At 62.1% G+C, this 26,593-nt stretch carries 29 protein-coding genes; all 29 read right to left on the bottom strand.

What is annotated here, in order from left to right:
• Positions 1-3: 3 nt before the first annotated feature.
• The 29 genes from ACWHTU_RS08985 to fliG all read right to left on the bottom strand — a co-directional run bounded on the left by ACWHTU_RS08985 (position 4) and on the right by fliG (position 26,588).
• Positions 4-507 carry a flagellar protein FlgN gene (locus ACWHTU_RS08985; RefSeq protein ID WP_447863184.1) on the bottom strand — a complete coding sequence of 168 codons (504 nt, stop codon included), beginning with the start codon at positions 505-507 and terminating at the stop codon, positions 4-6.
• Between the two features lie 91 nt (positions 508-598).
• Positions 599-895 (bottom strand): flagellar biosynthesis anti-sigma factor FlgM, encoded by a 297-nt coding sequence (gene flgM / locus ACWHTU_RS08980; protein ID WP_447863336.1) that lies wholly within the window; start codon positions 893-895, stop codon positions 599-601.
• Positions 780-1,193: a rod-binding protein gene (locus ACWHTU_RS08975; protein ID WP_447863335.1), complete on the bottom strand. Its 414-nt coding sequence runs from the start codon at positions 1,191-1,193 to the stop codon at positions 780-782. Before ACWHTU_RS08975 ends, flgM begins: the two co-directional genes overlap by 116 nt.
• A gap of 377 nt (positions 1,194-1,570) precedes the next feature.
• Positions 1,571-2,728, bottom strand: coding sequence for a flagellar basal body P-ring protein FlgI (locus ACWHTU_RS08970; protein ID WP_447863183.1), 1,158 nt, complete (start codon positions 2,726-2,728; stop codon positions 1,571-1,573).
• A 51-nt stretch (positions 2,729-2,779) separates the two neighbouring features.
• Positions 2,780-3,511 carry a flagellar basal body L-ring protein FlgH gene (locus ACWHTU_RS08965; RefSeq protein ID WP_447863182.1) on the bottom strand — a complete coding sequence of 244 codons (732 nt, stop codon included), beginning with the start codon at positions 3,509-3,511 and terminating at the stop codon, positions 2,780-2,782.
• Entirely contained in the window at positions 3,498-4,259 is a 762-nt protein-coding gene (gene flgA, locus ACWHTU_RS08960) for a flagellar basal body P-ring formation chaperone FlgA (protein ID WP_447863181.1), read from the bottom strand. Before flgA ends, ACWHTU_RS08965 begins: the two co-directional genes overlap by 14 nt.
• Positions 4,260-4,281: 22 nt before the next feature.
• Positions 4,282-5,073, bottom strand: coding sequence for a flagellar basal-body rod protein FlgG (flgG, locus tag ACWHTU_RS08955; protein WP_447863180.1), 792 nt, complete (start codon positions 5,071-5,073; stop codon positions 4,282-4,284).
• A gap of 74 nt (positions 5,074-5,147) precedes the next feature.
• Entirely contained in the window at positions 5,148-5,918 is a 771-nt protein-coding gene (flgF, locus tag ACWHTU_RS08950) for a flagellar basal-body rod protein FlgF (RefSeq protein ID WP_447863179.1), read from the bottom strand.
• Between the two features lie 207 nt (positions 5,919-6,125).
• Positions 6,126-6,908 (bottom strand): diguanylate cyclase domain-containing protein, encoded by a 783-nt coding sequence (locus ACWHTU_RS08945; RefSeq protein ID WP_447863178.1) that lies wholly within the window; start codon positions 6,906-6,908, stop codon positions 6,126-6,128.
• 226 nt (positions 6,909-7,134) lie between these two features.
• Complete coding sequence (locus tag ACWHTU_RS08940; protein WP_447863177.1) at positions 7,135-7,917, bottom strand: sigma-70 family RNA polymerase sigma factor; 783 nt, start codon at positions 7,915-7,917, stop codon at positions 7,135-7,137.
• A 2-nt stretch (positions 7,918-7,919) separates the two neighbouring features.
• A complete protein-coding gene (locus ACWHTU_RS08935; RefSeq protein WP_447863176.1) occupies positions 7,920-8,786 on the bottom strand; it encodes a MinD/ParA family protein in 867 nt (288 codons plus the stop codon).
• Positions 8,787-8,800: 14 nt separating this feature from the next.
• Positions 8,801-10,159 (bottom strand): flagellar biosynthesis protein FlhF, encoded by a 1,359-nt coding sequence (gene flhF, locus ACWHTU_RS08930; RefSeq protein WP_447863175.1) that lies wholly within the window; start codon positions 10,157-10,159, stop codon positions 8,801-8,803.
• Between the two features lie 3 nt (positions 10,160-10,162).
• Positions 10,163-12,250: a flagellar biosynthesis protein FlhA gene (flhA, locus tag ACWHTU_RS08925; RefSeq protein WP_447863174.1), complete on the bottom strand. Its 2,088-nt coding sequence runs from the start codon at positions 12,248-12,250 to the stop codon at positions 10,163-10,165.
• Positions 12,247-13,341, bottom strand: coding sequence for a flagellar biosynthesis protein FlhB (gene flhB / locus ACWHTU_RS08920; RefSeq protein ID WP_447863173.1), 1,095 nt, complete (start codon positions 13,339-13,341; stop codon positions 12,247-12,249). Before flhB ends, flhA begins: the two co-directional genes overlap by 4 nt.
• Positions 13,334-14,116, bottom strand: coding sequence for a flagellar biosynthetic protein FliR (gene fliR, locus ACWHTU_RS08915; protein ID WP_447863172.1), 783 nt, complete (start codon positions 14,114-14,116; stop codon positions 13,334-13,336). Before fliR ends, flhB begins: the two co-directional genes overlap by 8 nt.
• 12 nt (positions 14,117-14,128) lie before the next feature.
• A complete protein-coding gene (fliQ, locus tag ACWHTU_RS08910; protein WP_447863171.1) occupies positions 14,129-14,398 on the bottom strand; it encodes a flagellar biosynthesis protein FliQ in 270 nt (89 codons plus the stop codon).
• 61 nt (positions 14,399-14,459) lie between these two features.
• Positions 14,460-15,254 carry a flagellar type III secretion system pore protein FliP gene (gene fliP / locus ACWHTU_RS08905; protein WP_447863170.1) on the bottom strand — a complete coding sequence of 265 codons (795 nt, stop codon included), beginning with the start codon at positions 15,252-15,254 and terminating at the stop codon, positions 14,460-14,462.
• The gene (locus tag ACWHTU_RS08900; RefSeq protein WP_447863169.1) at positions 15,241-15,678 is read right to left on the bottom strand and encodes a flagellar biosynthetic protein FliO; all 438 of its coding nucleotides are present in this window, start codon (positions 15,676-15,678) and stop codon (positions 15,241-15,243) included. Before ACWHTU_RS08900 ends, fliP begins: the two co-directional genes overlap by 14 nt.
• Positions 15,679-15,776: 98 nt before the next feature.
• Entirely contained in the window at positions 15,777-16,151 is a 375-nt protein-coding gene (gene fliN, locus ACWHTU_RS08895; RefSeq protein ID WP_447863168.1) for a flagellar motor switch protein FliN, read from the bottom strand.
• Between the two features lie 30 nt (positions 16,152-16,181).
• Positions 16,182-17,150: a flagellar motor switch protein FliM gene (gene fliM / locus ACWHTU_RS08890; RefSeq protein ID WP_447863167.1), complete on the bottom strand. Its 969-nt coding sequence runs from the start codon at positions 17,148-17,150 to the stop codon at positions 16,182-16,184.
• A gap of 32 nt (positions 17,151-17,182) precedes the next feature.
• Complete coding sequence (locus tag ACWHTU_RS08885; protein ID WP_447863166.1) at positions 17,183-17,719, bottom strand: flagellar basal body-associated FliL family protein; 537 nt, start codon at positions 17,717-17,719, stop codon at positions 17,183-17,185.
• A gap of 347 nt (positions 17,720-18,066) precedes the next feature.
• Positions 18,067-19,431: a flagellar hook protein FlgE gene (locus tag ACWHTU_RS08880; RefSeq protein ID WP_447863165.1), complete on the bottom strand. Its 1,365-nt coding sequence runs from the start codon at positions 19,429-19,431 to the stop codon at positions 18,067-18,069.
• A gap of 139 nt (positions 19,432-19,570) precedes the next feature.
• Positions 19,571-20,230: a flagellar hook assembly protein FlgD gene (locus ACWHTU_RS08875; RefSeq protein ID WP_447863164.1), complete on the bottom strand. Its 660-nt coding sequence runs from the start codon at positions 20,228-20,230 to the stop codon at positions 19,571-19,573.
• Between the two features lie 25 nt (positions 20,231-20,255).
• On the bottom strand, positions 20,256-21,806 hold the full coding sequence (locus ACWHTU_RS08870) for a flagellar hook-length control protein FliK (RefSeq protein WP_447863163.1): 1,551 nt from the start codon (positions 21,804-21,806) through the stop codon (positions 20,256-20,258).
• A 216-nt stretch (positions 21,807-22,022) separates the two neighbouring features.
• Positions 22,023-22,793, bottom strand: a complete 771-nt coding sequence (locus ACWHTU_RS08865) for a hypothetical protein (protein ID WP_447863162.1) — start codon at positions 22,791-22,793, stop codon at positions 22,023-22,025.
• A 23-nt stretch (positions 22,794-22,816) separates the two neighbouring features.
• Entirely contained in the window at positions 22,817-23,239 is a 423-nt protein-coding gene (locus ACWHTU_RS08860) for a flagellar export protein FliJ (RefSeq protein ID WP_447863161.1), read from the bottom strand.
• On the bottom strand, positions 23,236-24,543 hold the full coding sequence (locus ACWHTU_RS08855; protein ID WP_447863160.1) for a FliI/YscN family ATPase: 1,308 nt from the start codon (positions 24,541-24,543) through the stop codon (positions 23,236-23,238). Before ACWHTU_RS08855 ends, ACWHTU_RS08860 begins: the two co-directional genes overlap by 4 nt.
• Before the next feature lie 14 nt (positions 24,544-24,557).
• On the bottom strand, positions 24,558-25,595 hold the full coding sequence (locus ACWHTU_RS08850; protein WP_447863159.1) for a response regulator: 1,038 nt from the start codon (positions 25,593-25,595) through the stop codon (positions 24,558-24,560).
• Positions 25,596-26,588 (bottom strand): flagellar motor switch protein FliG, encoded by a 993-nt coding sequence (gene fliG, locus ACWHTU_RS08845; protein WP_447863158.1) that lies wholly within the window; start codon positions 26,586-26,588, stop codon positions 25,596-25,598. It abuts the gene before it with no gap.
• Positions 26,589-26,593: the final 5 nt, after the last annotated feature.

Genomic DNA, 26,593 nt, shown 5'->3' with positions numbered 1-26,593 from the left:
GGGTCATCCTCTCCGCCTGACCACAACCGCGTCAGCCGTTCGGGCTCGGCCCGACGCCGAATACAGGCTCTCTCCACCCCGCCCGTCTTGCCAGGCCTGGAGTCCGCCGTGCAACACGCGCTGAAACTCCGCGATCGTCATGGCGTTAAGCGCGATCTCGCAGTGGAGGCGACGAATTTTCGCGGCCAACTGCTCATGGCGCCGTTCAAGCCCTTGTGCGTCGGGTGGATCGAGGCGCGCGCAGAGCTGCGATAGGCTCATTGCATGCCCGTCGATCCCCCACTCTTCGGCAAGGCGGTCGAGGAGGGCAGCGCGCTCTTCTTCCAAAAATTGAAGGGTCCGAAGAACATTCGTTCGGGCGTCGTTGATCGTGGCGAACCGCTCGATCGCCAGTCTGCGGATAGCATCCCGTTCCTCAAGGATGGTCCTCTCCAGGAGATCGCATTGCGTCTCTTCGCGACCGAGGAGGTCGAAGAGGTGGGTGATGGCCGAATGGGTAGCCCGCATGTTCGTTCCCGCAAGCGAGATCGGTTGAGTAACTGGACGCTCCCGGCCGCGCATCCTGCTCGGAGGCGATCCCCTTGCTGGGAGGCGCGGGTCAGAGAACCGCCTCGGTGAGCACGTTCCGGATGATCTTGTCGGCGACCTGGTTGCCCTTCACCTCATAGCTACCAGCCTCGATCGCCTTTCGTATTTCTTCAATTCGTTCGGCTCTGCCTGGAGCGGGTTGATCCACCAACTTCTTGATCCGTTGCAGCTCCTTGGCCGTTTCAGAGATCTCAACCTGATCCCGCCGGGCAGGCGTTTCGGCCTGCCGGTGGGCGGAGACCCGTTCCGTCTCTTTGATGCCAAGCAGCACAGTCGCCAACTCGTTCGCCCGCCCTTGGTCTGAAATACGCATCGCTCAACTCCTCTCGCTCTCGCTTCTGAAGAGACGAACCGTGCGGCAGAAGGACGACTTCCGCCAAAGCGTCTCCTTGCTCGGTCTGTGTATCGGCAGCATTCGGCTCGGACTTGAGCACTTTTTTGTCCTGCGATTCCAAGGACTTCTGAGCGTAATGCAACTCGATCAGATGGGCCAACCCCAGGCCACCGGCCTGAGCGGCCAGTCGGCCGATCTCCTCGTCATACAAGCTAAAGAACAACCGGCCAGCTTTGTTCGCCAACAGTCCGGTCGGGACGGTATCCCGCATCACTTTCATCACCTGCCCGATGAAATACCCTTCGAATTCCTGCACCGCCTCCCGCAGGCGCTTGGGCTCCGCAGCGTTCCTGGTAAGGATGTGGCCCGCTTGGTCTCCCGCGAAGCCCACGCTGAGTTCGGCCAACTTCCAACCTGTGTCTCGCAGCAGTACGCCGTCCATTCATAGACCTCCTGTCCAGATCCCATCTCGTTCCGCCCGTGAAGCCCGCGGCGCCTGTTCAGCTTGTTGAACCGGATTTGCCCGCTCCGCGACCTCCCGCTGCACCCCGCTGCCCCACCGACTCTTCGCTCCCCAGTGAAGCAAGCCGCGCGCCACCGGTGACGGTCCCGATTCCAACTTCCCGGCTCATGCCTCGTGCGCGACATTCAAATAATCTCCAGATTTGCCTGCAGCGCGCCGGCGGACTTCAACGCCGACAGAATCGCCACAAGGTCACGCGGTGTCACGCCCACGGCGTTGAGCGCCCGCACGACATCCCCCAGCGTCACCGTTTCGTCCACTACCATTAGCCGCGCTTCCTGTTCCTTGACCTCGGTCTGTACGTCCGGCGTCACCGTCGTCTGGCCGCCTGTTGAACCGATGACCGGGGCCGGCGGCTGCGACACGTTGAGGGTGCTCTTCACGGAAATAGTGAGATTGCCGTGCGAGATGGCGCACGTCGAGAGCCGGACATGTTCGCCCAGCACGACAGTGCCCGTTCGTTCGTTTACCACAACCTTGGCCGGCGCATCGACCGCGACGTCCAATCCCTCGATCTGCGCGAGATATTCGGCCACACGGCCATGAAACCCGACGGGAAGCGCGACCTTCACCCTCGCCGCATCGACTGGCACCGCCATGCCCGGGCCGAACACCGCGTTGATCGCTTCGGCCGTGCGAATGGCGGTTGTAAAATCACCATACCGGAGGAGAATCGAGACAGAATCCCAGTTCTGAATGTCCACGGCGACTTCCTTCTCGACGATCGCGCCGCCGGGCACCACTCCTGCGGCCTGGTGGTTCTTGGTCACCGTCGCGCCGCCGGGGCCGCCGACCCCTCCCAAGAAACCGCCGATCGACACCGGTCCTTGAGCCACGGCGTACACTTGCTGATTCGGCGCCTTCAGCGGCGTGAGCAGCAGGGTCCCGCCCTGCAGGCTTTTCGCGTTGGCCATCGACGACACGACGGCATCGAGCGTCATGCCGGGCTTGGCAAAGGGCGGCAGCTTGGCCGTCACCATCACTGAAGCGATGTTCCGCGTCAGCAATTGGATCGGATCGATCACCAGGTTGATGCCCATTTTGTTGAGCATGGACATCATCGCCTGGATGGTGAACTGACCGCCGATCACTTGGTCGCCCGTCCGGTCCAACCCGACGACAAGGCCGTACCCGATCAACTGATTCTCGCGGACACCTTCGAAGGTGCCGATGTCCTTGATTCGTACGGCCTCGGCCGTATCGCCAAAGAGGACAGAGGTGACAGCAAGCAGCACCCAGCAGAGAACGAGCGAACGGCGAACAATCGATCGCGTAAAGCTCATAACTGTGAAATCCTTATGGTTGGCTGCCGGCTTCACACCGCGTGCCGTTCCTCAGAATGGATAGATCCAGTCTAAGATTCTCACCAGCCAGCCCGGCCGTTGCACGTCATCGACCACGCCCAGACCCGAATATTCGATCCGGGCTTCGGCAATGGCCGTGGAGAGCACGGTGTTTTTCGTATCCACATCGACGCGGCGGACGACGCCGGCAATCTTCATCATCTGCCGTTCACTGTTGACCGTCACTTCCCGACTGCCCTCGATGCGGAGATCGCCGTTTGGCAACACCTCGGTCACCATCGCCGAGATCGTGCCGGTCAGCGTATCCGCGCGGCTCGTCGCGCCTTTGCCTCCGAACTTACTCTTGGCTTCGGCGTCGACGCCGAGCCCTCGCATGGCCTCGGCCCCCAACCGGAATCCCGGAATGCCGAGATAGCCGACTCCCGAGCCCGACAGTCCGTTCGTGAGCGTCGACTCCCGCTCGGCCTTGGTGTCGGCGCTTTTGGACCCGCTGTGCTTCTCCACGATCTTAATCGTCAGAATGTCTCCGACGCGCATCGCGCGCAGGTCTTCGTAGAGATAGGCGCGACCGTTTTCTTCCTGCCACAGCGACCCCACAGTTTTGGGGGGCGGCAACGGCGCCACCACTACTTTGGAGTGAACCGGTTCGGTGGACTGGCATCCAACGAGCAAGGCGTTCCCGACTAGCCCGAGCACAGCGCACACGACGCCGATGCGCCTGTGACTTCGGTTCACCGCCGGTTCAGGCTCAATAGTCGACACGGACGACTCCCGGTGCCACAACTTTCGCCTTGATTTCTCTGCCAGAATCCACATTGGACACCGCCACATACTGTCCCACCTGCCCTCCGGATTTGGTGATGCCCGCGGTCCGGATCGAGAGTCCCCCGCCTTGGGCCTCAATGATCACCCGATCGCCCTTGCGCACCGCGTAGGGCGGCTTGAGCTGGGACAACTTCACCGGGCTGTGCGCCGGAATCGGCCGGGCAGCGCTTTTCCCTACGACGTCACCCATTTCCACCGCGAATTGGTGTTTGAGATCGTGGAGTTTGATTCGCGCGATGGCCACATCTTCCGGTTCGATCAATTCTTCCGGCTTGATCAGTCGTTGCGCCACGATCACATCGGCGTAGGCCGCGATTTCAACCAGCGTCTCTACGAGACCTACCTCGCGGCCGTTCACGAGGATCTGCACGCGCATCAACCGTCGGCCGACGTTCTCCTCCAGAGCGCCGGGCAGGACGTTCAATTCCAGAGCCCCTGGCGGGACGGCCACCGGTTCTTGTGGATCGAGCAGCGTGATGTGGACGTCGTGCGCTTTTCCGGCGAACCGTTTTTCGAAATAGCGGGCGACCGTCTGCCGGATCCGGTCAGGCTGCACAACGGCGTCCCTCTGGCGCGGTTGGACCTGGGCCGCCGGCGCCAGGGTCCGTGGGTCCGCCTCCGCCCAACCGGCTGCCAACATGAGACATCCCAGAATCATCACGGCGTTGCGCAAGCGGCGTATCATCACGATCAGCTCCATCGGTGGTTTATCGTCGGAGGTTGTTGGCGATCGCCATCATTTCGTCGGCGGCTTGGATCGTCTTGGAATTGATCTCATAGCTGCGCTGGGCGATGATCATGTTCACCATTTCCTCCGCCAGATTGACGTTGGAACTTTCCAGGAATCCCTGCTGGATCACCCCGAAACCGGTCGAGAATCCCCCGGTCCCTTGGATCGGCGGCCCGGATGCGAAGCTGTCGAGAAAGAGGTTGTTCCCCACCGCAATCAACGCCGACGGATTGTCGAACCGAACGAGTTGGATTTGTCCCACCTGGGAGGCCTGCGTGACTCCGGGCAGCAACACGGACACGGTGCCGTCCTGGGCAATGTCGATTTTGAGCGCGCCCGACGGAATCGTGATGACCGGATTCAACATATCGCCGTCGCCCGTCACGAGATTGCCGACATTGTCCCGTTTAAACGATCCGTTGCGCGTGTACATGATGGTGCCGTCCGGCCTGGCAACCTGAAAAAACCCCGGACCGTCGATCGCCAGATCCAACTCGTTGTTGGTCTGGCGCATGTTGCCTTGCAGCCATTCTTTCGCCACCGTCACCGGTCGGACGCCCGCCCCGACCTGAACTCCAGCGGGGAACACGCCGACGTTGGAGGCGTTGGTGCCCGGCAACCGGTGGACCTGGTAGAGCAGATCCGCGAACTCCGCGCGGCTCCGCTTGAACGAGTTGGTATTCACGTTGGCCAAATTGTGCGCGATCGTGTCCACATTGAGTTGCTGAGCAGTCATTCCGGTAGCCGCAGTCCACATGGCTCTGATCATCGCTCTCTCCCCCCAAAGTGACGGGCCAGCGGCGACAGGCCTCTCGCCGCTCGCCCTGGTTTCTCGTCCGTGCGTTATCCCACTTTTCCCACGTCCTGAATCGCCACTTCCGCTATTCGATCGAAGGTTTGAATCACTTTCTGCGCCGACTCATACGTTCTCATGCCCTCGATCATGTTGACCATCTCACCGATCGCGCTCACATTCGACTCTTCGAGATATCCGACTTGAATCTGCGGGTTCTTGAGCGGCTTGGCTTTCTCCCCGAAAAACAGCCCCTCGCCCTGCTTGGTCGGCATAGCTTCAGCGGGGAACTCCACCACCTTGATCGTCCCGACCGTTCGCCCATCGACCTGAATCGTGCCTTGGCTGGAGATGTGCATCATCCCGGGCGGGATCGTCAGCTCGCCCGTAAGACCCATGACGGGATACCCCAGATGCGTGACCAACCGCCGTTGGTTGTCCAACGAGAACATCCCGTTCCGCGTATAACGGAAGCCCTGCGGCGTCTTGATTTCGAAGAAGCCCTCTCCTTGAATCGCCACATCCAACGGATTGCCGGTGAGACGGATACGCCCCGGCTCAAACGCGGTCTTTGTCCCATGCGGCGCGACGAAGACCCGTTCTGTTGCTCCCACCGATCGCGTCGCGAGGAGGTTTCCGGCCGCGGGGATCGTGGCCCGGTGCACTGGCCCGATCATCCGCCGGGCGATCACCGCACGAAAGGCCTGTGTATCCTGCTTGAAGCCAGCCGTGTTGACGTTGGCCAAGTTGTTGGCGAACAGTTGCATGCGTCGCTCAACCGCCAGGGCGCCGGACAAGATCGGATAGATGCCTCGATCCATGCATGACTCCGTCGGGAGGGAATCGGCCATCGTCTGATCGCAACATGCATGCCACGGCGAATGCGAATCGCCGGCGCGCCAGACGCGCTGCGCGTCCGTTGATGATCCGCGGCTTCCGCGCCCCGCGTTTCATTGATCATGCCCGATCATGAGAAGGGGCTGACTAGGCAAGGAGTGCCGGAAGCAGGAAAAAACTTTCCGGCCGGGCTATCGAGAGTGCGCGACTGGCCACAGGGGCGGTTCAGGGGATCGATGCGATTCGACGCTGAGGGTGGCAGGATGGATCGGTTGCCCTCCCGCTTTGGCGATTGCGAGGGCTCGCGCAGCCTGCTCAATTAAGCGCGGGCCGTCCTCGGCGTCCTGCGGATACAGCGCGCAGCCGATGCGGCATGAGAGAAAGAGTTCGTCTCCCTCCAGCATCAATGGCAACCCGACGGTCTCGTGCATCTTTTGCGCGATCGTCAACACCTCCACCGCCGACCCGACGTTCTCCAGTACCGCAGCGAACTGGTCCGGTGTCAGTCGCGCCAGCATGTCCCGTGCACGCAGGGCGCCTTTCAATCTGGCAGCTTGTACCCGAATCACCGCGTTGGCGTTCATCCGTCCGCGGGTCTCCGTGACGACTTTGAAATGATCGAGTTCGACGATGAAGACGGCGACCGTCTGTCCCATCCTGGTCGCGCGAGCAAGCGCTTGTCCGACGATGGCGAGAAACAGTCGTCGTCCCGGCAACCCCGTGACCGGATCGTACACGGCCGGTTCCAGGTGCTGCGCGTCTCCTCTGCGTACCCTTCCCGTAAGGCTGGTCCCGCAGATCCGACCGACGAGAAGGACAATGACGGCCGCGCTCGCCAGAATAAGCACCCATGTCAGAAGCGTCGGCAGAAAAAGAAACAGCATACCCTCCTCGTCCGAGGGGATAGCCGTGGAGGAGATCCGATCGAGGACGAACAGCATGGCGGTCGGGCCTGGATACGCTTTGGCAAGCATGCGGTTCTCGGGCTCGCGGTCGGTGCGCGCGATTGGCGGACCGGATATTCTATCGGACGGTTCGGGCGCCGCCTGAAGCCCACCCTGCGGAAGGGTGCGGACCCGAACCCGGCTCGACACCAACCGGCAGCAATGAAGATCAACGGATCGGAACAGATCAAAAGGTGGGAGCCGTCAGGCGTAAGGAGGTCGGCACGGTCGGTCGTGACGCCGCGGCCCAAACGGGTTATTCGGCTGCCAGGAGTTTCGCTTTCAGATGCAGGATCGCTTTGGCGTGAATTTGGCACACCCGGGATTCCGTCACGTGCAAGAGGCTTCCGATCTCCTTCATCGTCAATTCTTCGTAATAGTACAGCGTCAGCACCAGTTGTTCCCTGTGCGGCAACGCGCGAATGGCATCCACCAGACGCTGTCGCTCTCGTTCGTTCACGACGGTGGACAGGGGATCGGGGTGCTGCGTGTCGGCCAAGACCTTAAGAATTTTGGGGCCGTCCGGTTCCTGGATTCCCAGATCATCGAGGCTGATCAGCACCGCGCCCTGGGCCTGGACCAACAATTCGTCGAATTCTGCCACCGACACCCCCAACGCTGTTGCCACTTCCTCGTCGGACGGCGCCCGGCCCAAGCGCTTCGTCAGCTCGCTTATCGTCTTCTGCAGCACGTTGATGCGTTCGTGCACCGACCGGGGAATCCAGTCCGCCGACCGAATTTCGTCGAGCATGGCGCCTCGAATGCGGAATTCGGCGTAGGTCTTGAACTGCGCCTCCTTCGTGGGATCATACTTGGTCATCGCATCCATGAGACCGATAATGCCAGCGGACACGAGGTCTTCGGCATCCATATGCGCCGGAAGCCGGAATGCCAGCCGATGAGCCATGGTTTTGATCATGGGCGCGAATTCGCGGATGATTCGCTCACGGTCTTTCTGGTCCACGCCGATCTTGTCCAACGTCTTTTGCATCGCGGGGTTGCTCGCCATGCCGACACCAGTTCCCTCCACGTACGTCATTTTCACTCAACGGGCCGCCTCACCAACCGCTGCCACAAAAACTGGACGCCGCCTTTGGGGACCGGCGACGGTTTCCATTGGGCGACGAGATTTCCCAAACGCCGGAATGCATGACTGGCCGGCGCGTGAGGATAAAGGTTCACCACGGCCCGCTGCCGAGTCACCGCCATCGGCACATACTCGTCGGCCGGAATGAACCCGAGGTAGTCGACGGAGCTGTTCAGGAAACGATCGGTCGCCGCCTGGAGCTTGAGGAACACCTCGGTCGCATCGCGGGCACTTTTGGCCATATTCACCAGCACCCGAAAACGCCGTTCTCGATACTGAATCGACAACACCTTTATCAGGGCGTACGCATCCGTGAGCGAGGTCGGTTCCGGCGACAGGACGACGATGATCTCCTGGGCAGCAGCGGCGAAGAAGGTCACGGTGGGTGAGATGCCGGCCCCGGTGTCGATCAGCAGCACATCCAGCGATTGCGCCAGGCGATCGAGTTCGTCCTGCAAAATCACCTGTTGCTCCCGCGTCAAGGCCGTGAGCTGCGGAATGCCCGAACTGGCGGGCAGGATACCGATGCCGCCGGGACCAACCAACACGATGTCCGAGAGGCTCTTCTCTCCCCGCAGCACATGCTCCAGCGTAAACTGCGGCACAAGCCCCAGCAGCACGTCGATATTCCCCAGTCCCAAGTCCGCATCCATTACCAGAACCTTTTTGCCGACTTGCGCCAGCGCGAGCGCAAGGTTTGCCACGACGTTCGTCTTCCCAACCCCTCCTTTTCCGCTTGTCACCGCAATAACCTGGACATGTCCGGGGTGCGGAGCCACAAGACTGCAGCCCGTTGCATGGGGTTGTTTTGTCCTATCCATCGAGTCCTCCTTCATCATACCCGCCGTGGTCCGCGACCAGGTCCGGCTGTTTCATGGGCTCGCCGAGCCGACTCGTTCGGAGGACTGGCCTGGGGTCCACCCGACGGTTTCACCGGCCCGCCCAGAAGCAGATTCGCCAGCCGCTCAGGTGAAGCGAGTTCCAGGTCGTCCGGCACCCGCTGGCCCGTGCTGAAATACGAGAGCGCGAGGCCGGTGAGAAGCATCGTGTCGAGGATGCCTCCGAAGCCGGACGCCTCGTCCAACTTGGTAAAGAGCAGACGGTCGATCGGCAGCCGCGCGTAACGGGTGAGCGCCTGGAGCAGGTCACGCTCGCTGGTGGTCGCCGACAGCACAAGATGGGTCTCCAAGGGAGGGCCGATCGTCACCAGGTCCTTCAGTTCGTTCAGCCCTTCCGCGTCCATCGGACTTCGGCCGGCCGTGTCGATAAGGATTAACTCCGAACTCCGGCGACGCCGGATCCCTTCCAACGCCTCGCGCCTGGTGAGCGCGAGGTCCAGGGTAACGCCCAATACCTTGGCATACGTCTGCAATTGCTCCACGGCAGCCATGCGATAGGTATCCAGAGTGATCAGCGCGACCGAGCGCTTTTCTTTCACCCGATAATGAGCGGCGAGCTTGGCGATGGTCGTCGTCTTGCCGACTCCGGTTGCGCCGATGAACAGCACAATCTTCTGTTCGCCGGGCCCCAACAGCGGCCCGCTCACTTTGGTGTGTTCGGTCACCGTCCGGTGCAACGCCTGGCGCCAGGCAACCGGCAAGTGCCGATCCGCCGGAAGTAACCGGGACTTCGTCTCGGTAAGGAGCGACTCGGCGGTGAGCGGTTGCACGCCCTGGGCGACGAGGTCCTGATAGAGCCTCTCCTCGGGAACGGACGAGTCGCCCTTCGGATCGCCAACCGGTTTCCATTCCATCGAGCGGACCATGGCGTGGAGACTGCGCAGTTCGGCTTTGATCTGTTCCAGTTGCTTTCGTAATTCCCGCTCGACTCCGGCGGCTGCCGAAGCACAGTGGTTTTGCCGTGCCTGGCCCGGGGTCGCGTCGACTGCTTCGCCAGCCGACTGGATGGAGGCATGAAGGGCGTTCAGGAACGCCGACTTCTGCACTGCGGGCACAGATTCCGTGGGCGACCGAACGCCGTTCCGGTCCGGAGCCTGTCCCCCGCCGCTGGTCGCCCTAGCGGCATCGTCGGTCGCCGCCGTCACTTCGATGACAGGGCGGCTGAACAGGCCGAACAGATGTCCGCCTCTGCGAACTTCTTTAGTCGAAAGGATGACGGCATCGGGTCCCAACTCTTCCTTAATGGACTTGAGCGCCTCTCGCATCGTCAGCGCCTGGTACGTCTTGATTTTCATCGCTTAGGCGCCCTCCGGTTCAATCCGTACGGTTTCAATGGCGTGGAGCCTGGCTGTTTCGTCGATTTCAGACATGGCCAGGACCGGCACCGAATGCAGGGTCCGTTCCGAGAGCTTCCGCAGAGTCCGGCGAACGGCCGACGAGCAGAGAATGACCGGTTGCAATCCCTTCGCCGCGGTGCGCTCGGCCGCCTGCTTTAATGCGTTCAGCAGTTGTTGCGACACGCTCGGATCGAGCCCGAATTGGCCGGCGGAAGTAGCGGCCGCGTGCTCAGCCAGCATGCGGTCGAGGCGAGGGTCCAGCGCGATAACCGTCAACGTCCCGTCGGGCGCCTGGTATTGGCGGGTAATCGTCCGGGCAAGCGCCTGGCGCGCCGCCTCTGTCAGCACCTCGGGATCTTTCGTGAGGCCGGCATGATCCGCGACGGCTTCCAAAATGGTGCGCAAGTCGCGTATGGGGATGCCTTCCCGGAGGAGGTTCCCCAAGATCCGGACAATCACGCCCAGCGGCACCGCGGCCGGCACAACTTCTTCCACCAGTTTCGGATGGACCTTGGCCAACTCGTCGAGCAACGCTTGAGTCTCCTGCCTGCCGAGCAACTCGTGGGCATGACGCTTAATGAGCTCGGACAGATGGGTCATGATTGCGGCGCTCGCGTCCACGACCGTATAGCCAGCTGCTTGCGCCTGCTCACGCGCCTGTTCCGGCACCCACAGGGCCGGCAAGCCGAACGCGGGCTCCTTCGTCGCCACCCCCTGGACGGCGCCCTTTTTGGCCGACCCCGGATCGATCGCCAGGAGATGGGACGGGACCACCTCGGCTTTGGCCAGCTCGACGCCTTTGAGCATGACGGCGTACTCGTTCGGCCGAAGATGCAGATTGTCGCGGATATGGATAGGAGGAATGATGAAGCCCATGCTTTCGGCGATCTGGCGCCGCAGCGCCTTGATGCGGTCGAGCAGCGTCCCGCCCGGCGGCCCTTCCACGAGGGCGACCAGGCCGTATCCCACTTGAATTTCCATCTGATCTAACGGCACCACGCGCGGCATCGGATCTTCGGCTTTGGCCGCCTCCGCGGCCCTGGCCGGCGTTTCTTGTTCGGCTCGCTCCCGGCGAACCAGTTCATACGCCACCCACGCCACACCGCCGCCCAACCCCAAAAAGGCGACATGCGGCAACCCCGGAACCAGACCCAGCGCGAGCAAAATGCCGGCGGCCGTACCAATGGCTTTCGGCGAGATCAAGACCTGCCTGGTGATTTCATACCCCAGGTCGGCGTCCGCAGCGGCCCGTGTCACAACGATACCGGCGGCGGTGGACATGATCAGCGCCGGCACCTGCGCGACGAGGCCTTCCCCCACGGTCAGCAAGGTATAGGTTTGCGCGGCCGCCGCCAGCGGCATTCCCTGCTGCAACACGCCAATGGTGAGGCCACCGATGATGTTCACGAGAATGATGACCACGGCGGCGATCGCGTCGCCACGGACGAACTTGCTCGCGCCGTCCATGGCGCCGTAAAAGTCCGCCTCCTCGGCGATCTGTTTCCGACGCCGCCTGGCTTCTGCTTCGTTGATCAGACCGGCGTTGAGATCGGCGTCGATGCTCATCTGCTTGCCGGGCATGGCATCCAACGTGAATCGCGCCGCGACCTCCGCCACGCGCCCGGCGCCTTTGGTCACGACCACAAAGTTGATGATGACGAGGATCGTGAAGACCACTAGGCCCACCGTGTAATTGCCGCCGACCACAAAATTGCCGAAGGCCTGAATCACTTCGCCAGCCGCCGCCGTCCCCTCGTTGCCGTGTAGCAGGATGAGCCTCGTCGACGCGATGTTCAGCGAGAGCCGCAGCAGGGTGACCATCAAGAGGATGGACGGAAAGACGGAGAATTCAAGCGGCTTCCGTACTTGCATGCCGACGAGCAGAATGATGATGGAGAGCGTGATATTGAAGCTCAGCAGCACATCGAGGACGAACCGCGGCAGCGGCAGGAGCATGACCATCAGCACCCCGACCACGGCGACGGACATCACAAGATCCGGATGTTTCACAACCGCTCGATCGGCGATGCCCTGTGTTGCGGCGTTCATTCGTTCCCTCTGACGGATGGCACCTTCCCACGGGCCCGATACACGAAGGCCAGGATTTCGGCGACGGCGCGATACAGATCCGTCGGAATTTCGCGACCTACGTCGACGAGCGTGTAGAGCGTGCGCGCGACGACTTTGTCTTCGACCACGGCCACGCCGTATTGCAGCGCCGTCTGAATGATCCGCTCGGCGATATAGCCGGCGCCCTTGGCCACCACGACCGGGGCCGCCATCTTGGCCGGGTCATACCGAAGAGCGACCGCATAATGCGTGGGATTTCTGACAACCACGTCGGCGGTCGGCACGGCGGCCAGCATCCGCTTCCTCGCCATTTCGCGCTGCACGCGTTTGACCCGGGCGCGGATCATCGGATCGCCCTCTGCCTCGCGGAGTTCTTCCTTCACTTCTTCTTTGGTCATGCGCAGACTGCGTTCCCACTCGAACCGTTGATAAGCGTAGTCCGCGGCCGCGACCACAACCATGGTGCAGGCAATGGCACCGGCCGCCTTGAACGACAGCCAGCCGACGACCGACAGGACATCCCAGACGTCGTACGAGATCAGGTCCGGCAGGAGGCCGAGATGCCTGCGGATGGCCCAAAATCCCACGGCGCCCACGGCGACAATTTTCACGAACGATTTGATCAGCTCGGCGGCCGACCGCAGCGAGGCCATACGCCGCAGCCCGGCCAGAGGGTTGAGCCTTGCAAGATCGAATTGAAAGACGTCGGCCCGCCAGAGAAACCCCGTCTGCCACACGGACGCGCCGGCGCCGACCATCGCAATGGCGAGCACCATCGGCAAGGCCAGCACCATGGTGTCCGTCGAGAGACGGATCATGATCTGTTGGAGACCGTCCGCAGTGAGCGGATCACCGACCGCCCGTTGAGCCGACCGGGCGAGCCATTCTCGGGTAAGTCCAATCAGTTTCGCCAACGCCGGTTGCCACCCGACGTACAACAATCCGATCCCCCCCAGCAGCACCGCCACAGTGGAGACGTCGCGGCTGACCGGGACCTGTCCCCTTTTCCTGGCCTCGGTCTTCCGTTTCGGCGTTGCCTGTTCGGTCCGGCTGCCGGCGTGCTCAGCCATGTCCCAAGACCTTCAGCAATCCGCGGATTGTCTCTCCGAGCCCGATCACTTCGCGCTGATACAGGACCTGGGCGTGCGGCAATGCCAGTCCCATCATCAGCAAGCCCGCAGCGATCGTCGCCGGAAAGCTCAGCGCCAACACGTTCATTTGCGCCACGGCCCGTCCCAGGACCGCCAACGCGATATTGACCAACACCACGGTCGCCAGGACCGGTGCGGCCACCTTGAGGGCGACCAAAAACATGTTGTGCGAGAGCCGCAGGAAATCTTCGACCAATCCGGGCGAGAGGCCGGCGCCGAACGGGGGGATCGACTCGAAGCTCTGCGCGATCGCGCGCAGGAACTCGATATGCGCGTCGAACGACAGAAACGTCAACGACGCCATGATCGTCTGAAGGTTGCCAAGCAGCGGGGCGTGATGCGCCGCGAGCGGATCCAGCAACTGCACCACACCGAATCCCATCTGCACACCCATGAGTTCTCCCGCGATCTCCAGCGCGGCAAACACCAGACGGCTGGCCAGCCCGATGGCCAACCCGACGACCAACTCGCCGGCCACGCCGGCCGCCAAGAGCGTCGGATCGGCCGGCATTTTGAGCGGTTTGACAACGGGTGCCAGCACCATGCTCGTCGTCACCGAGAGCGCGATCTTGATCTGAACGGGCACCGTTCGGCTGCCGACAAGAGGCAAGGCTGCGATGATCCCGCTCACGCGGAACAACAAGGCGAGAAAGGAGTGAATCTCGGGAACCGCCCACTGCATCGGGCTCGTCATCGTTCTCCTCGCTCAACGAACGTACTGAGGGATATTCCCCAGCAAATTCGTGGTGAACGCGATCAAGGTGCTCAACATCCACGGAAAGAACAGCAGCGTCGCGACGAAGATGGCAAGAATCTTCGGAACGAACGAGAGCGTGGCTTCATTGATCTGGGTCATCGCCTGAAACAGACTGATCAGCAACCCGACCACAAGGCTCAAGCCCAACATCGGCGCCGACACCAGCATCATGGTCTCCAGTGCTTGTCTCCCGATTTCCGTCACCAAGTCCGGTGTCATCGCGTCTCCTTTCGCGCGTTGGGCGAAGGGGGGGTCAGTCTTGTCGATCCCCGGTTGCCGTCTACTGAAAACTCCGTATCAGCGATCCGACGACCAGGTACCAGCCGTCTGCCACCACAAACAGCACCAGCTTAAACGGCAGAGAAATCATGACGGGCGGAAGCAGCATCATGCCCATGGACATGAGGACGCTGGCCACGACCATATCGATGATCAGGAAAGGGATATAGATGAGGAAGCCGATCTGAAAGGCCGTCCGCAGTTCGCCGAGCAGGAAAGCCGGAATCACCACGTGAGTCGGCACCTGATCCGGCGAAGGCGGCTTCTCCAACTTGGCGAGTTCAACGAACAGTTCGAGATCCTTCTCGCGGACTTGTCCGAGCATGAACTTCCGAATTGGCTCGACACCGCGCGCCCAAGCCTCCTCATACCCGATCTGCTCGGCCAAGAGTGGTTGGATGGCATCACCGTAGACCTTCTGCCCCACCGGAGCCATGATAAAGATCGTCAAGAACAGCGCCAGGCTGATCAGGACCTGGTTGGGCGGCGCCTGCTGCGTGCCCAAGGCTTGCCGGAGAAAGGACAGCACGATGACAATGCGCGTGAACGAGGTCACCATGATGACAAAGGCTGGCGCAAGCGACAGGATCGTCAGCAAGGCCAGGATCTGGATCACGACCGCCGTCGGCTTCGGGCCGACGTCGCTTCCCAGATCAATCGTGATTGACGGCCCCCCGGCTAGCGCCTGGTCCGGTTGGCCCCACAACCAGCCCGCTGCCACGGCGCCCAGGAGCATGGTCGATGAGAACCGCCGCCGGGCGGTGAACCGCCCGGCCGCGCCCTTAACCCGTCCCATGTTCACCCGCACCCTTGGTCGGTGACTGATCCGCTTTGTGGAACAACGCGCGTATCTGTGCCCCGAGCGATGTCATCGGCGACATCGGGTCAGGTTGACCCGGAACAACACGTTCTCCGATGCCGACGGCCGGCGACTGTGAGAGAAGGCGCCGGACCTGTTCGCGATCCGTGATGCGACCCAGCGGCACAAGACTGTCGGCGGTGGAGCCGACGACAAAGATTTCTTCGGCCACGGCGATGACCGCGATACTCTTGCGCGCCCCAAGATAGCCATCCCCCAAGATCCGGACTACGGGTTGTTGATCCGGCAAGAGGACGCGCCCGCGGAAGAGGCGCCGCGCCGCCGCCGCGACGGCCATCATCAGGCTCAACACGATCGCCAATGCCCACGCCGAACGCAGGAGACCATCAGTGAAGTCCATTGCTCATTCCGTGAGGTGAGCCGCATCGTGCGCCCTCCCGGTGCTGCGCGACGCGTTGTGCGCTATGCATCGCCCGTCCCACATGACGCAGCGCTGCGTTACCCCAATTGCTGGATCCGCTCCGCCGCGCTGACCACATCGGTCAGACGGATCCCGAATTTTTCGTTGACCACCACAACTTCGCCCTTGGCCACGAGCTTGTTGTTGACGAGCACCTCCATCGGTTCGCCGGCCAACTTCTCCAGCTCAATGACCGATCCCTGCCCCAGTTGCAGCAGGTCGCGGATCGCCATGCGGGCGGTCCCCACTTGCACCGTGACCTGCATCGGGATATCGAGGATGAAATCCAGATTCTTGACCGCAGACGCCGCGCCCGAATTGTCCAGTGTCGGAAACGAGGCCGGCTGCGGATCGGCCGCCTGGACTCCGGCGGGCGCTCCGCCCGCCGGAGGGTTGGTTTCAGCCTGTGTCATCGGATCGTCTCCTTCGCTCGGGTGGACGGTTTACGAGAGCACTTGGGTGATACGGCAGGCATAGTTGCCCTTGAAGACTCCCGGACTGGCCAGAAACTTCGGGAACCCTTCCACAAAACACTCCAAGGGATCATCGGGCCGCTGATCAAGCACCAACACGTCGCCGGGAGCAAAGTTCAGAACATCCCGAACCCGGACGGTCGCAGTTCCGAGCCGAGCCGTGAGCGTCAATGGGCAGTCCTGCAATGTGTCCCTGAACCGGCTGGCCCAACTGCCGTCCTGTTCCACCTGGTCGGATACCAGCCCCGAATAAAGTTTCTCTTTGATTGGTTCGAGCATCGAATACGGGTACACCACGTAGAGATCACGCGTCGTCTCGCCGATTTGCACTTGCAGGGTGACGACGACGACGATCTCAGACACCGAGACCACCATGGCGAATTGCGGATTGCTCTCCGAGCGCATATGGCGGATCTTGACCGACAGCAACGCTTGCCAGGCTTTTTCCAAGTCGACGAACGCCTGCTGCACGATTTTTTTGATGACCCGCATCTGGATCGGCGTAAAATCGCGGCCCTCGGGCTTGACATGAGTCTGGCCCTTGCCGCCGAAGAAGTAGTCCACGATGAGGTACACCAAAAAGGCGTCGATGACATACAGACCGTTGCCTCGCAGCGGGTCCATGTGAAAGACGTTCAGCGAGGACGGAAACGGAACTTTTTTGAGGAACTCCCCGAACTTCATGATCTGCGTTCCGACGATGATGAAGTCCGACGGTTCACGAAGCAGACTGCTCCACGACGCGGACTGCCGCCTGATGAATCGGTCGTTGATCATCTCGAGCGTGGGCATCCGCCCACGGATGATCCGTTCCTGATTGAGAAGGTCGTAGGTCCTGATCCCGCCCGGCGCCTCTTCCTTGGGCATCGTGTCCACCTCGCCGGACACGACGCCTTTCAACAGGGCATCGACTTCCTCTTGCGACAAAATCTTTTCCATCGGCGCCATGCTCTGTTCGGCCCGCGTGCCGCCTACTGCACGACGAAGTCCGTGAAGTAGGCCGCTCGCACGCCTGGACGCGGCAGCAACTGGTTCACGCGCTGAGTGATTTCGTCGCGCAGTTGGAACTTGCCCTGCGGGCTGCGGACGCTGGCGGAGTCCTTGCTGGTAAGCAGCACGAGAATTGAGTCCCGAATCTGGGGTAACCGCGTGGCGATTTCGGACCCGGCGTCCGCCCTGTCGAGCTCAAGCTTGATCGTGACCTTGAGATAGCGGATCTCCGGAGTATCGGCGAGATTCACGATGAAGGGTTCGAGATCGTAAATGACCCCTGGCACGCCCGACGGAACGGTCGACGCGCCGTGGGCCGTACTGCCGTCCTCGCCGCTTCCGGATGCCTGGCCGCCGGCGTGTTTGTCTTGAGCCGTGTGGCCTCCGCTCAACTTTAAGAACGCGAACGCGCCACCGAGCCCGATGAGTAGCGCCGCAAGGCTGATCACAATGACCAGCTTAAAGGGAACGCCGGCCGGAACCGCCGCGAGAGTTTTTTCTCCAACCGCTTCCGCCATGAAGCACCTCCGCTGCATTAACTGTCCGGCGCAGCAGGTGTGCAATGCTTATGCCCACGCCGGCGACGCACTCTTGTCGACAAGATGGGGGAAAAGGCCCAAAAACTGCGTGCTTGGCTCCGCCTCATGGAAGCCCGTGCTATCAGCGGCGCCACGAAGCACACCGGTCTCTTGACAACGTCAGAAAGCTGACGCGGTGGGGCGCCATGCGCCCGACAGGGCGACGGGCTTTGTGGACATTCTTGCCGGATGAGGCCCAAGATGCGTCGATGATCTATGGCAGACTCCAGCGGGCGCGGCGCCCGGGTGCTTCAGCGGGCGCCGCGTGACGAGACAGAAGGACCCAGTTATCGTTTGAGATTCACCAATTCTTGGAGAATTTCGTCGGAAGTCGTGATCACCCGCGAGTTGGCCTGGAAGCCGCGCTGCGCAGCGATCATGTCGATGAAGCTCTCACCGAGATCCACATTGGACAGTTCCAGCGAGTTGGACAACACCCGTCCCAGCCCGGCGCTGTCCGGCGTTCCGACCACTGGCTGGCCGGAGTTGCCGGACTGGGCAAAGGTGTTCTTGCCGGTCCGGGTCAGGCCAAGCGGGTCCGGAAAACGCGCCAGGGCCACCTGAGCAAGAGCGCGCAATTGACCGTTGGAAAACCGGCCGTTGATCACGCCGTTGGTGTCGACCGAAAAAGCCTGTAAGGAACCTGCCGCGTAGCCGTCCTGCGTCTGCTGCACCAACGCCGACTGGGATCCGAACTGCGTCGTCCCGTCCAGGCCCGTGCCGCTTTCCGTGGTGACGCTGGAGCCGAAGTTATAGGTGATTAATTGATCTTGCGTCGCTCCCACGAAATCGATTTGAAGCTGCCCCGGCACCGTCCCGGCCGATCCGGCAGCCGTCCCGTCGTCATAGCGCGTAGCCACGCTTTCGGTATCCAACCGCCCGTCGGTGGTAAAGGTCAGCGTGCCCGATCCGACCCGCACGATCCCCAACGAGGTGTTGATGTTGGCGGCATGGTAGTTGGCCGTGACGATATCGCTGGTGCTTGCCACGACGTTATAGGTCCAGGTGTTCGCGGCTGTCTTGGTGAAATACGTGGTTAATAGATGGGGGTTGCCGAGCGAGTCGTATACCGTCATCGCCGTCGAAAAGTTCGAGGTCCCGGTCGGATCATTGATGCTGAAGCCCGTGCCGATCACCGTCGACTGAGAATTGAGATTTGCCGCGATAAACGCCGTGGTCGTGGCGTTCGGCGGGGCGGTCGTCGAGGGCAGGGAGATGTCCCCCATGGTCCCGGTGATCACGTTGTTGGCGTTCGCCAAAAATCCCTGGAGCTTGAAGCCGCTGGGATCGACCACGTTGTTGTTCTTGTCCAACCGAAACTGCCCGGCACGGCTGTAGAACGTGCCGCCCTGCGCGTCTTTGAGAATGAAAAACCCATTCCCGTCGATGGCGAGGTCCAACACGTTGCTGGAGGTCGCCAGTGAGCCTTGGGAAAAGTTGCCCTGCACCGAGGTGAGCGCCACGCCGATACCGGTCTGGATCGCGCCCGACCCGCCAGAAATCGAGGAACTGATCAGGTCCGCAAATGTGGCTCGGCTGGATTTAAACCCTACCGTGCTGAGGTTGGCGATATTGTTGCCGATGACCGACAAGGCCGTGCCGTTGGCGTTGAGCCCGCTGACTCCGGCGAAGAGAGACGAGAGAATGCCCATGTGTCATGACCTCCTTTGTCGACCGGCCTGAGAGAAGGCCAGGCGCAAGGTGTATCCCCTCGCGTCCTTCGCCCCTCGGCCGACTCTTACCGTACGAAGAGGGATTGTGACCGCCGTCCGCGGCAAAGACGCTCCCTCTTCACCGCATTTCGAGGACCATAGTGGGATCGAGCTCGTGATCTCCAACTAGCAGCATCGGCTGCCCGTTTGTCATGCGCACGCCCGTCACCGTCAGTCGCGATTGCGTCGTCGCGCCGACCGTCTTGCCCTGGCGATCAATCGCCGTGACGGAGAACCGATAGACTCCTGGCGGGAGCGGTCTCCCGTTCTGGTCGCGTCCCTCCCAGTTGACGGTTTGCGCGCCGGCTCCCTGGGGACCACCCTCCAGCGTGCTCACGAGTTGAGTGTGCATATTCGCAATCGTGATCTGGACGGCGGCCGCATCGCGGTCCAGCGTATAGGTCAGCGGCACCGGCCCCGTCTCCAACTGGACAACCCCGCCGTTCACCGTGACTTGGCGTCCGACCAGAGACAACAGCGCATATGGCAAACTGGCCGCTTGAGCCGCAAGGCTTTGCTCGAGCAACTTGACCTGCTTGGCGCTTTGTTCGAGTTGGCTGAACTGCGCCAGTTCCGCGACGAAGGCGGTGTTATCCATGGGCTTGAGAGGATCTTGATTCTTTAACTGCGTGACGAGCAGTTTCAGAAAATCATCCTGTCCCAGCTCCCGGGCGCCCAATGCGTTCGAGGGCGACGGCGCGGCACTGGTGGTGGATCCGGTTGTCGCAATGGCGGCCATCGTGTCGGCTCCTTTTTCGATCTGATCAGGCGAACACGCTCAATCCGTGCGGCTCGGCGGCATACGGCTGGCTCTGGTCCGGCACCATCGGCTTGTGCCGCCCATGCGGATGCTGGGGCTGATCGCCGAATGACCGTGCGGCCCAGTCGTTGGCCGACTGCCCCGATCCCTGCTGATCGATATGGACCTTGAACTGCCCCATGTCCAAACCCGAGGCATGGAAAGCGGACTCCAACTGGTCGCGCCGACCGATCAAAAACTGGCCGAGGTCCGCAGACTCGGTGGTGACGTGCGTGTGGACCGTCGAATCGGCGAGGACGACGCGGACCCGCACCCAGCCCAGGTCGTCCGGATCCAGGTTCATTTGGACGGCGTGAACCGTCTTTGCTGCGCCGGACTCCCCGAAACCAGCCGTTGGTCGAGGCAACATATCCGGACGGATCGGGGCCGGGTCGAACGGATGATCCGGCGGTTGAAATCCCGGAGCCGAGCCGGACACGGTCGGCATGTGAGGCGGGACAGACTCGATTGAGAACCTGTGATCCCTTTCGTGCAGACGTACGACCGCCTGACTCTTTGGCAGGCCGACGAATTCTTCCCCCTTTTGTTCGTTCGCCGTCGGCTGATCGCTCGTCCGGCCTTCACCCGTGCAGTTGGCACTGTCGCCCGCCGCGTTCTCGGCGACGTGACCGTTCTCGCAACCTGCCGCGCTCACCGAACGGTTCCGCCCCTCTGGTCCCGACGCCACGAGCTCGTCGAGGTCCATGACTCGGCCCGACTCGGCCTGGGGATTAAGGTCGACCTGACCCCTTGCAGGTCCGGAGGGCTCGGCTGGTTTGAGACGCTTGTCTGCTCCCGGTTGATCCATTCGATCCCGTGACCGCACGGCCCATTGGGCGACCGATTGCGAGGTCTGCGAGGCGGGTTCTGCTCGGAGTTGCGGCGGCGGCGGATCCTCTGCTGCCCCATTCAGGCACGGAGCAATGGGCCTCGCAGGCGCGCTCTCGATGACGCCGGGTCTGGCGTCGCCGGTCGCCGTCTGGCGAGGGACGATGTGGTCGGTTGGCGCCGCCGGAGCTGCGGCTCCCGTGAAGAGCGGCGGCAGGACGGCCACCCTCACAAAAGAGAGTTCACCCGATGGGTCGCCCGTCGGCTGGCCGTTCGTCTCTTCAGCCCGCTCGGAAGCCTCAGGCACTGCCCTCACTTCTTCCGCGGTCGGAAGATCCACGGTCCCCTTGTCGTGTGCCTCATCACCGGTGAGGGTCCCGATGGCGCGCGCGGTGCTCTGCTGAACAGATACACCACCGGAGTCGGCTGGACTGATACCAGCCGCAGCACTCATGATGCACAGAATCTCCGCTTCTCCAGTCTCCTTGAAAAGCCCGGCTACCCGCTCCGCCTCGCCACAAACACGCGCCACGGCGCAACAGGCTTCCGAGTCGACATCCTCCAACATCTTGCGAAAGGTGTCTGAACCGGGAGTCATCGCGAGGCTGGTCCCTTCGAGCGTGATCCCACCTGTTCCGTTCCCGTTCGACGCAGGCTTTGCCGGCGCATGGGTAAGCGACGCTTCCATTCACTCCACCTCGTCCGACCGTTGAGCCGCCCCGCTCGGGGCTCCAGGATCTGACGTACAAGCGCCGTGCCACCGGTCTGGACTGTTCAAGCGCCTGGAAAAACGACCGGTTTTTCTCGCGTCGTTTTAGGGACAGGGAAAAGTCGGCAAAAGGTGACGAGGCAACAGGGCAAGAATTTCCCGGGTTGGCCGTCTCCGGCGGGGATACGCCGCCGATTAGGGAGTGACGAGAAGTTGTGCAGTCAGCTTGGCGGCACGAACGGGGTTGACCTGGGCGAGAATGGCTCCAGCGGTTTTGCCCTTGAGCAGGCGTAAGACCGCGATGGCTTGACGGTCCGGAAGTTTTTCGAGACGCGCGGCAGCCTCTTCGGGCTCCATCGCTTCATACATCTTTGCGAGCTCCTTCTGATGTTTCTCTCGCCTCTCGCCCGCCTGTTGTTCTTCCCGAGCTTTTCGCTCTTTCTCGGCCTTGGCGAGCTCCTCCTGCGCCGCTTTTCGGCGCCGTTCCTCCGCTTCCACCGCCTGTTCGTACTTGCTCAAAATCTGCTCGATTTCCGCTCTCAGCATCCTCAACCGTTCTTCCTCGGAGCGTAGCCATTCTTCGCGGCGATCCAGTTCCTTTTTTCGCAAATCGAGCATTTCGACGATTTCGCGGGGAACATCAATGGCAGGGCCCTGTATTGGACTGCTGACCGCAGGATTCAAAACACTGGCCGGAGCGGCGACAGAAACGGATTGGCCGATCGCTTGAGCCGTAGTGCGCTCGGCTGCGGCTGGGGCATGAGGCACTTCGGTTTCCTGCGCCGCCCTGGAGGAACCCTGTCCCCATTTAGAAAGCCCCCACAAACACGACACCGTGCCGGCGACGAGGAGAATCACCGTCATGGGTCGGATGCGCTTTCGCGAGGACAGGGCGCCGGCTTTCTCCCGTGCCGCCCGGCTGATGTGGATTCGATCGTTCCGCCTGTAGTTACTGCTTGGTACCATGATAGGCCTCGACCAGGCCCTCTTCACCCGGAAGTCCGGCGACCGGCGACTTCGTCCGCCAACCGCTGATCTTGCTGTTCAGCGGCGCGCCGCCGGCACCGCTCAATTCGCTCCTCCAACAACTCCAATTTGCGACGTTCCCGCGAGGCTTCCAGCAGTTCCTGCCGCTTTCGCTCCCATTCCTCACGCAGAACGGCTGCCCCGTCCTTGGCTTGTCGGATCGATCGCGCCAACCGTTCAAGAGCCTCATACTCCCTCAACGCTTCGCGCGCGGAAATACCAGACTTCGTACGCTGCGTATAGGCGCGGGCGACGGCATCGGCTTCCGACTCCAGACGAGCGCGTCGTGCTTCGACCTCGCGCAGCCGCTGTGCCAACCGCTCCATCTCGATCCGCAGCGCGTCCTCGATCTGCGCCTGGTAGGCTTTTAAGGTCGCGACGTTCATGACACCGCCTCAGCCAGCCGGTGGAGCGCCTCGACCGAACTCGCGAAGTCCGCAGGCTTGTCGATCTCCTGCCGAAGGAACGCGGTGATCGCTTCATGGGCTGCGACGGCGCGGTCCAGCGACCGGCTGGCCCCCGGCTTATAGGCGCCCAGCGTGATAAGATCTTCCGATCGCCGATACGTCGCGACGGACTCGACAATGGCCCGGGCCGCCGTGAAATGTTGAGGCGACACGATGTCCCGCATAACACGGCTTGTGCTTTGCAAGATGTCGATCGCGGGAAAATGATTCCGAGCGGCGAGATCGCGCGAGAGCACAATGTGGCCGTCGAGGATCGACCGGACCGTGTCGGCGACGGGGTCGGAGAGATCGTCGCCGTCCACGAGCACGGTGTAAAGGCCTGTAATGCTGCCCGGTCCTGCGCAAGTGCCGACTCGTTCCAACAGCTTTGGGAGCAACGCGAAGACCGACGGCGTGTAGCCCTTGGTCGTCGGCGGCTCCCCGATGGCCAAGCCGATTTCACGCTGTCCGTAGGCCAACCGGGTGAGCGAGTCCATCACCAGCAGCACCTGCCTCCCGCAATCCCGGAAATACTCGGCGATCGTGGTCGCCATCAGGGCGCCGCGGATCCGCACCAGCGGCGGCTGATCGGACGTCGCGACGACCACGACAGATCGCGCCATGGTCGACGGCGTCAGATCGCGTTCGAGAAACTCTTTCACCTCGCGGCCGCGTTCGCCGATCAGGGCGATGACATTGACATCCGCGACCGTGTAGCGGCTGATCATCCCCAGCAAGACGCTTTTTCCGACTCCCGAGCCGGCGAAAATGCCCAGTTTCTGGCCCACGCCGCAGGTCAACAGGGCATTGATCGCCCGAATGCCAAGGTCGAGCGGTTTCGCGATGCGCGCGCGAGTCAGCGGGTTGGGCGGGGCAGCATGCAGCGGATACCGCTCTCGACCCTCGATGGGCGCACCGCCGTCGAGCGGGTTCCCGAGACCATCAAGAATCCTGCCCAACACCTGCGGCCCGACGCTGACCGAGGCAGACCGACCTTTCATGATCAGCCGGCTGTCCGGACCGATCCCGCGCATTTCGCCCAGGGGCATCAACAACACACGTTCACCGCGGAATCCCACGACTTCAGCCGGCACCGTACCCTGCCCGTCTTCGAGGGTGACTTCGCAGATTTCACCGACCGATGTCACCGGGCCGTATCCTTCAATCACGATTCCCACCGCCTGGGCGACCCGCCCATGCACGGCGACCGGCTCGACGCTGTGCAACTGCTCTATAGCCTTCATGTGAATATCCGACACTAGCCACGCCGTTTTAGCGCTTCGCCTAACCGAATCAGTTGCGACTCCAGCGTCGCATCCACGAGCCTGGTGGGGGTCTGCACTTCGCATCCACCCGGCGGTACTCCGCTGTCGCCTTCTACGACCAGACTGACCGCCCCTTCGCATGCGGCGGTTAAAGCCTCGCGTGCGCCCTCGAGAATGGGCACATCCTGCGGATGAACCAGAACCCGCACGGATGGAGAATCCTTGACGCGGGCCAGCGCGGCCTGAACCTGATCCAAGACCAGGTCCGGGCTCGCCTCCACCGCCCGCCGAACAACCTTCGTCGCGATGGCAAACGCCAATGCGCGCACTTCCTCTTCGATCGTGGCGTGCAGGCCGACGATCGTCTGCTCCAGTCGACGGATCACCTCGGCCAAGAGCATGTGTTCACGTGCGCGGACGGCTCCTTCCCGCTCCCGCATCCGTCGTTCGCCTTCCGCCACACCGCGTTCGAACTCCGTCAGGCCGTCTGGTGCCGGAACCGGATCTCTCTGACCGAAATCCATCAAGCGCGGGCTTCGCAGCCGGACCGCACCAGACTTCACGACCGTACCCTTCAGCACAGAGCGCTCCTGCCGAAGTTGATGGAGTTCCAGCAGACGCTTGACGGTCGAGAGCACAAGCTCGGGTTGAAAGGGTTTGGCAAGAAAATCCGACGCCCCGGCTTTCATGGCCTTGACGGCCGTTTCGACGCTGCCGTACCCGGTCACCACGACGATGAACGTGCGAGGGTCGATCTCGAGAACCTGCGGGATCAGCGCGAGCCCGTCCATGTCGGACAGATGGAGATCGACGACAAGCACCGGAACCGACCGACGCCTCAGGCAAGCGATCGCGGCCGCCCCGGTTGCGGCGGTGGCCACGCGCAGGCCGTTCCCGCCCAGCACCTCTGCCAGCAACCGGCGGATGCCGGCGTCATCATCCACCACCAGAACCGATTCCGATTCGAGGCGCCACGCCACAAGGGCCGCACAGCCCGTCGGCGCGTCTTGGATCCCCCCTGGGACGCCCACTTAGACCAATTCCTCTCCCTGACCGGCGATCACGATCCGTCCTTCTTCTTCGAGCTTGCGGCACACCTTCAGGATGTTCTGTTGGGCTTTTTCCACCTCGCTCAACTTGACGGGTCCTCGCGCTTCCATGTCGTCTTTGAGCATTTGGGCCGCGCGAGCGGACATGTTGCGGAAGAACTTCTCTTTCACCTCCGGGCTGGCCCCTCGCAGCGCGAGCGGCAAGTCCTCTTTGCCGACTTCCTTCAGTAGCTCCTGCACACTGCGGTCGTCCAATTTGATCAGGTCGTCGAAGACGAACATGAGCGCCCGGATGCTGTCGGCCAATATCTGGTCCCGCTCGGCGATCTTGGCCAGGATGGCGCTTTCCGTCCCCTTGTCGAGCCGCGCCAGGATATCGGCGATGACCTCAGCCCCGCCAATGCTCATAGCCCGCGATCCGGTGCCGGCCAAAAGAGATTCCTGCACGGCTTCGCTCAGGTCCTGCAAAACTTCCGGCCGCACTTCCTCCATGGTCGCCAACCGCAACGCCACGTCCGCTCGGAGGGTTTCCGGCAATCCAGCCAACACTTGGCTGGCCTGCTCCGGATCCATGTGCGCCAAGATGACCGCAACCGTTTGGGGATGCTCGACCTTGACCAATTGCGCCACTGTTTTGGCATCGACCCATTTCAACGCCTCCAAACCCGGGTAGCTGGCCGAGGTCAACGATTCCAGAATCCTGGCTGCCTTCTCCGGCCCGAGGGCTTTCGTCAGCACCGACTTGATGTATTCCTTGCCTTCGAAGCCGATCTCTCCGCTGGCGCTGGCCTTCTCGAATTCCGCAATTACCTCTTCTTCCTCTTCGCGGGTGATGTTAGCTGTTTCTTTCATAAGCGCGCCGATTTTTCGGATCTCCTTCGGCTCCAGACACTTCAGAACCTGCGCCGCCGCATCCTCGCCGATGGCGCGCAACAAAATGACAGCTTTCTCTTCTCCGCTCAGCTTCCTGGCCATAAACG

The sequence above is a fragment of the Nitrospira calida genome, from assembly GCF_976986435.1.
Note: the sequence above shows the minus strand (reverse complement) of the source record. Positions and strands in the feature narration are given on the sequence as shown.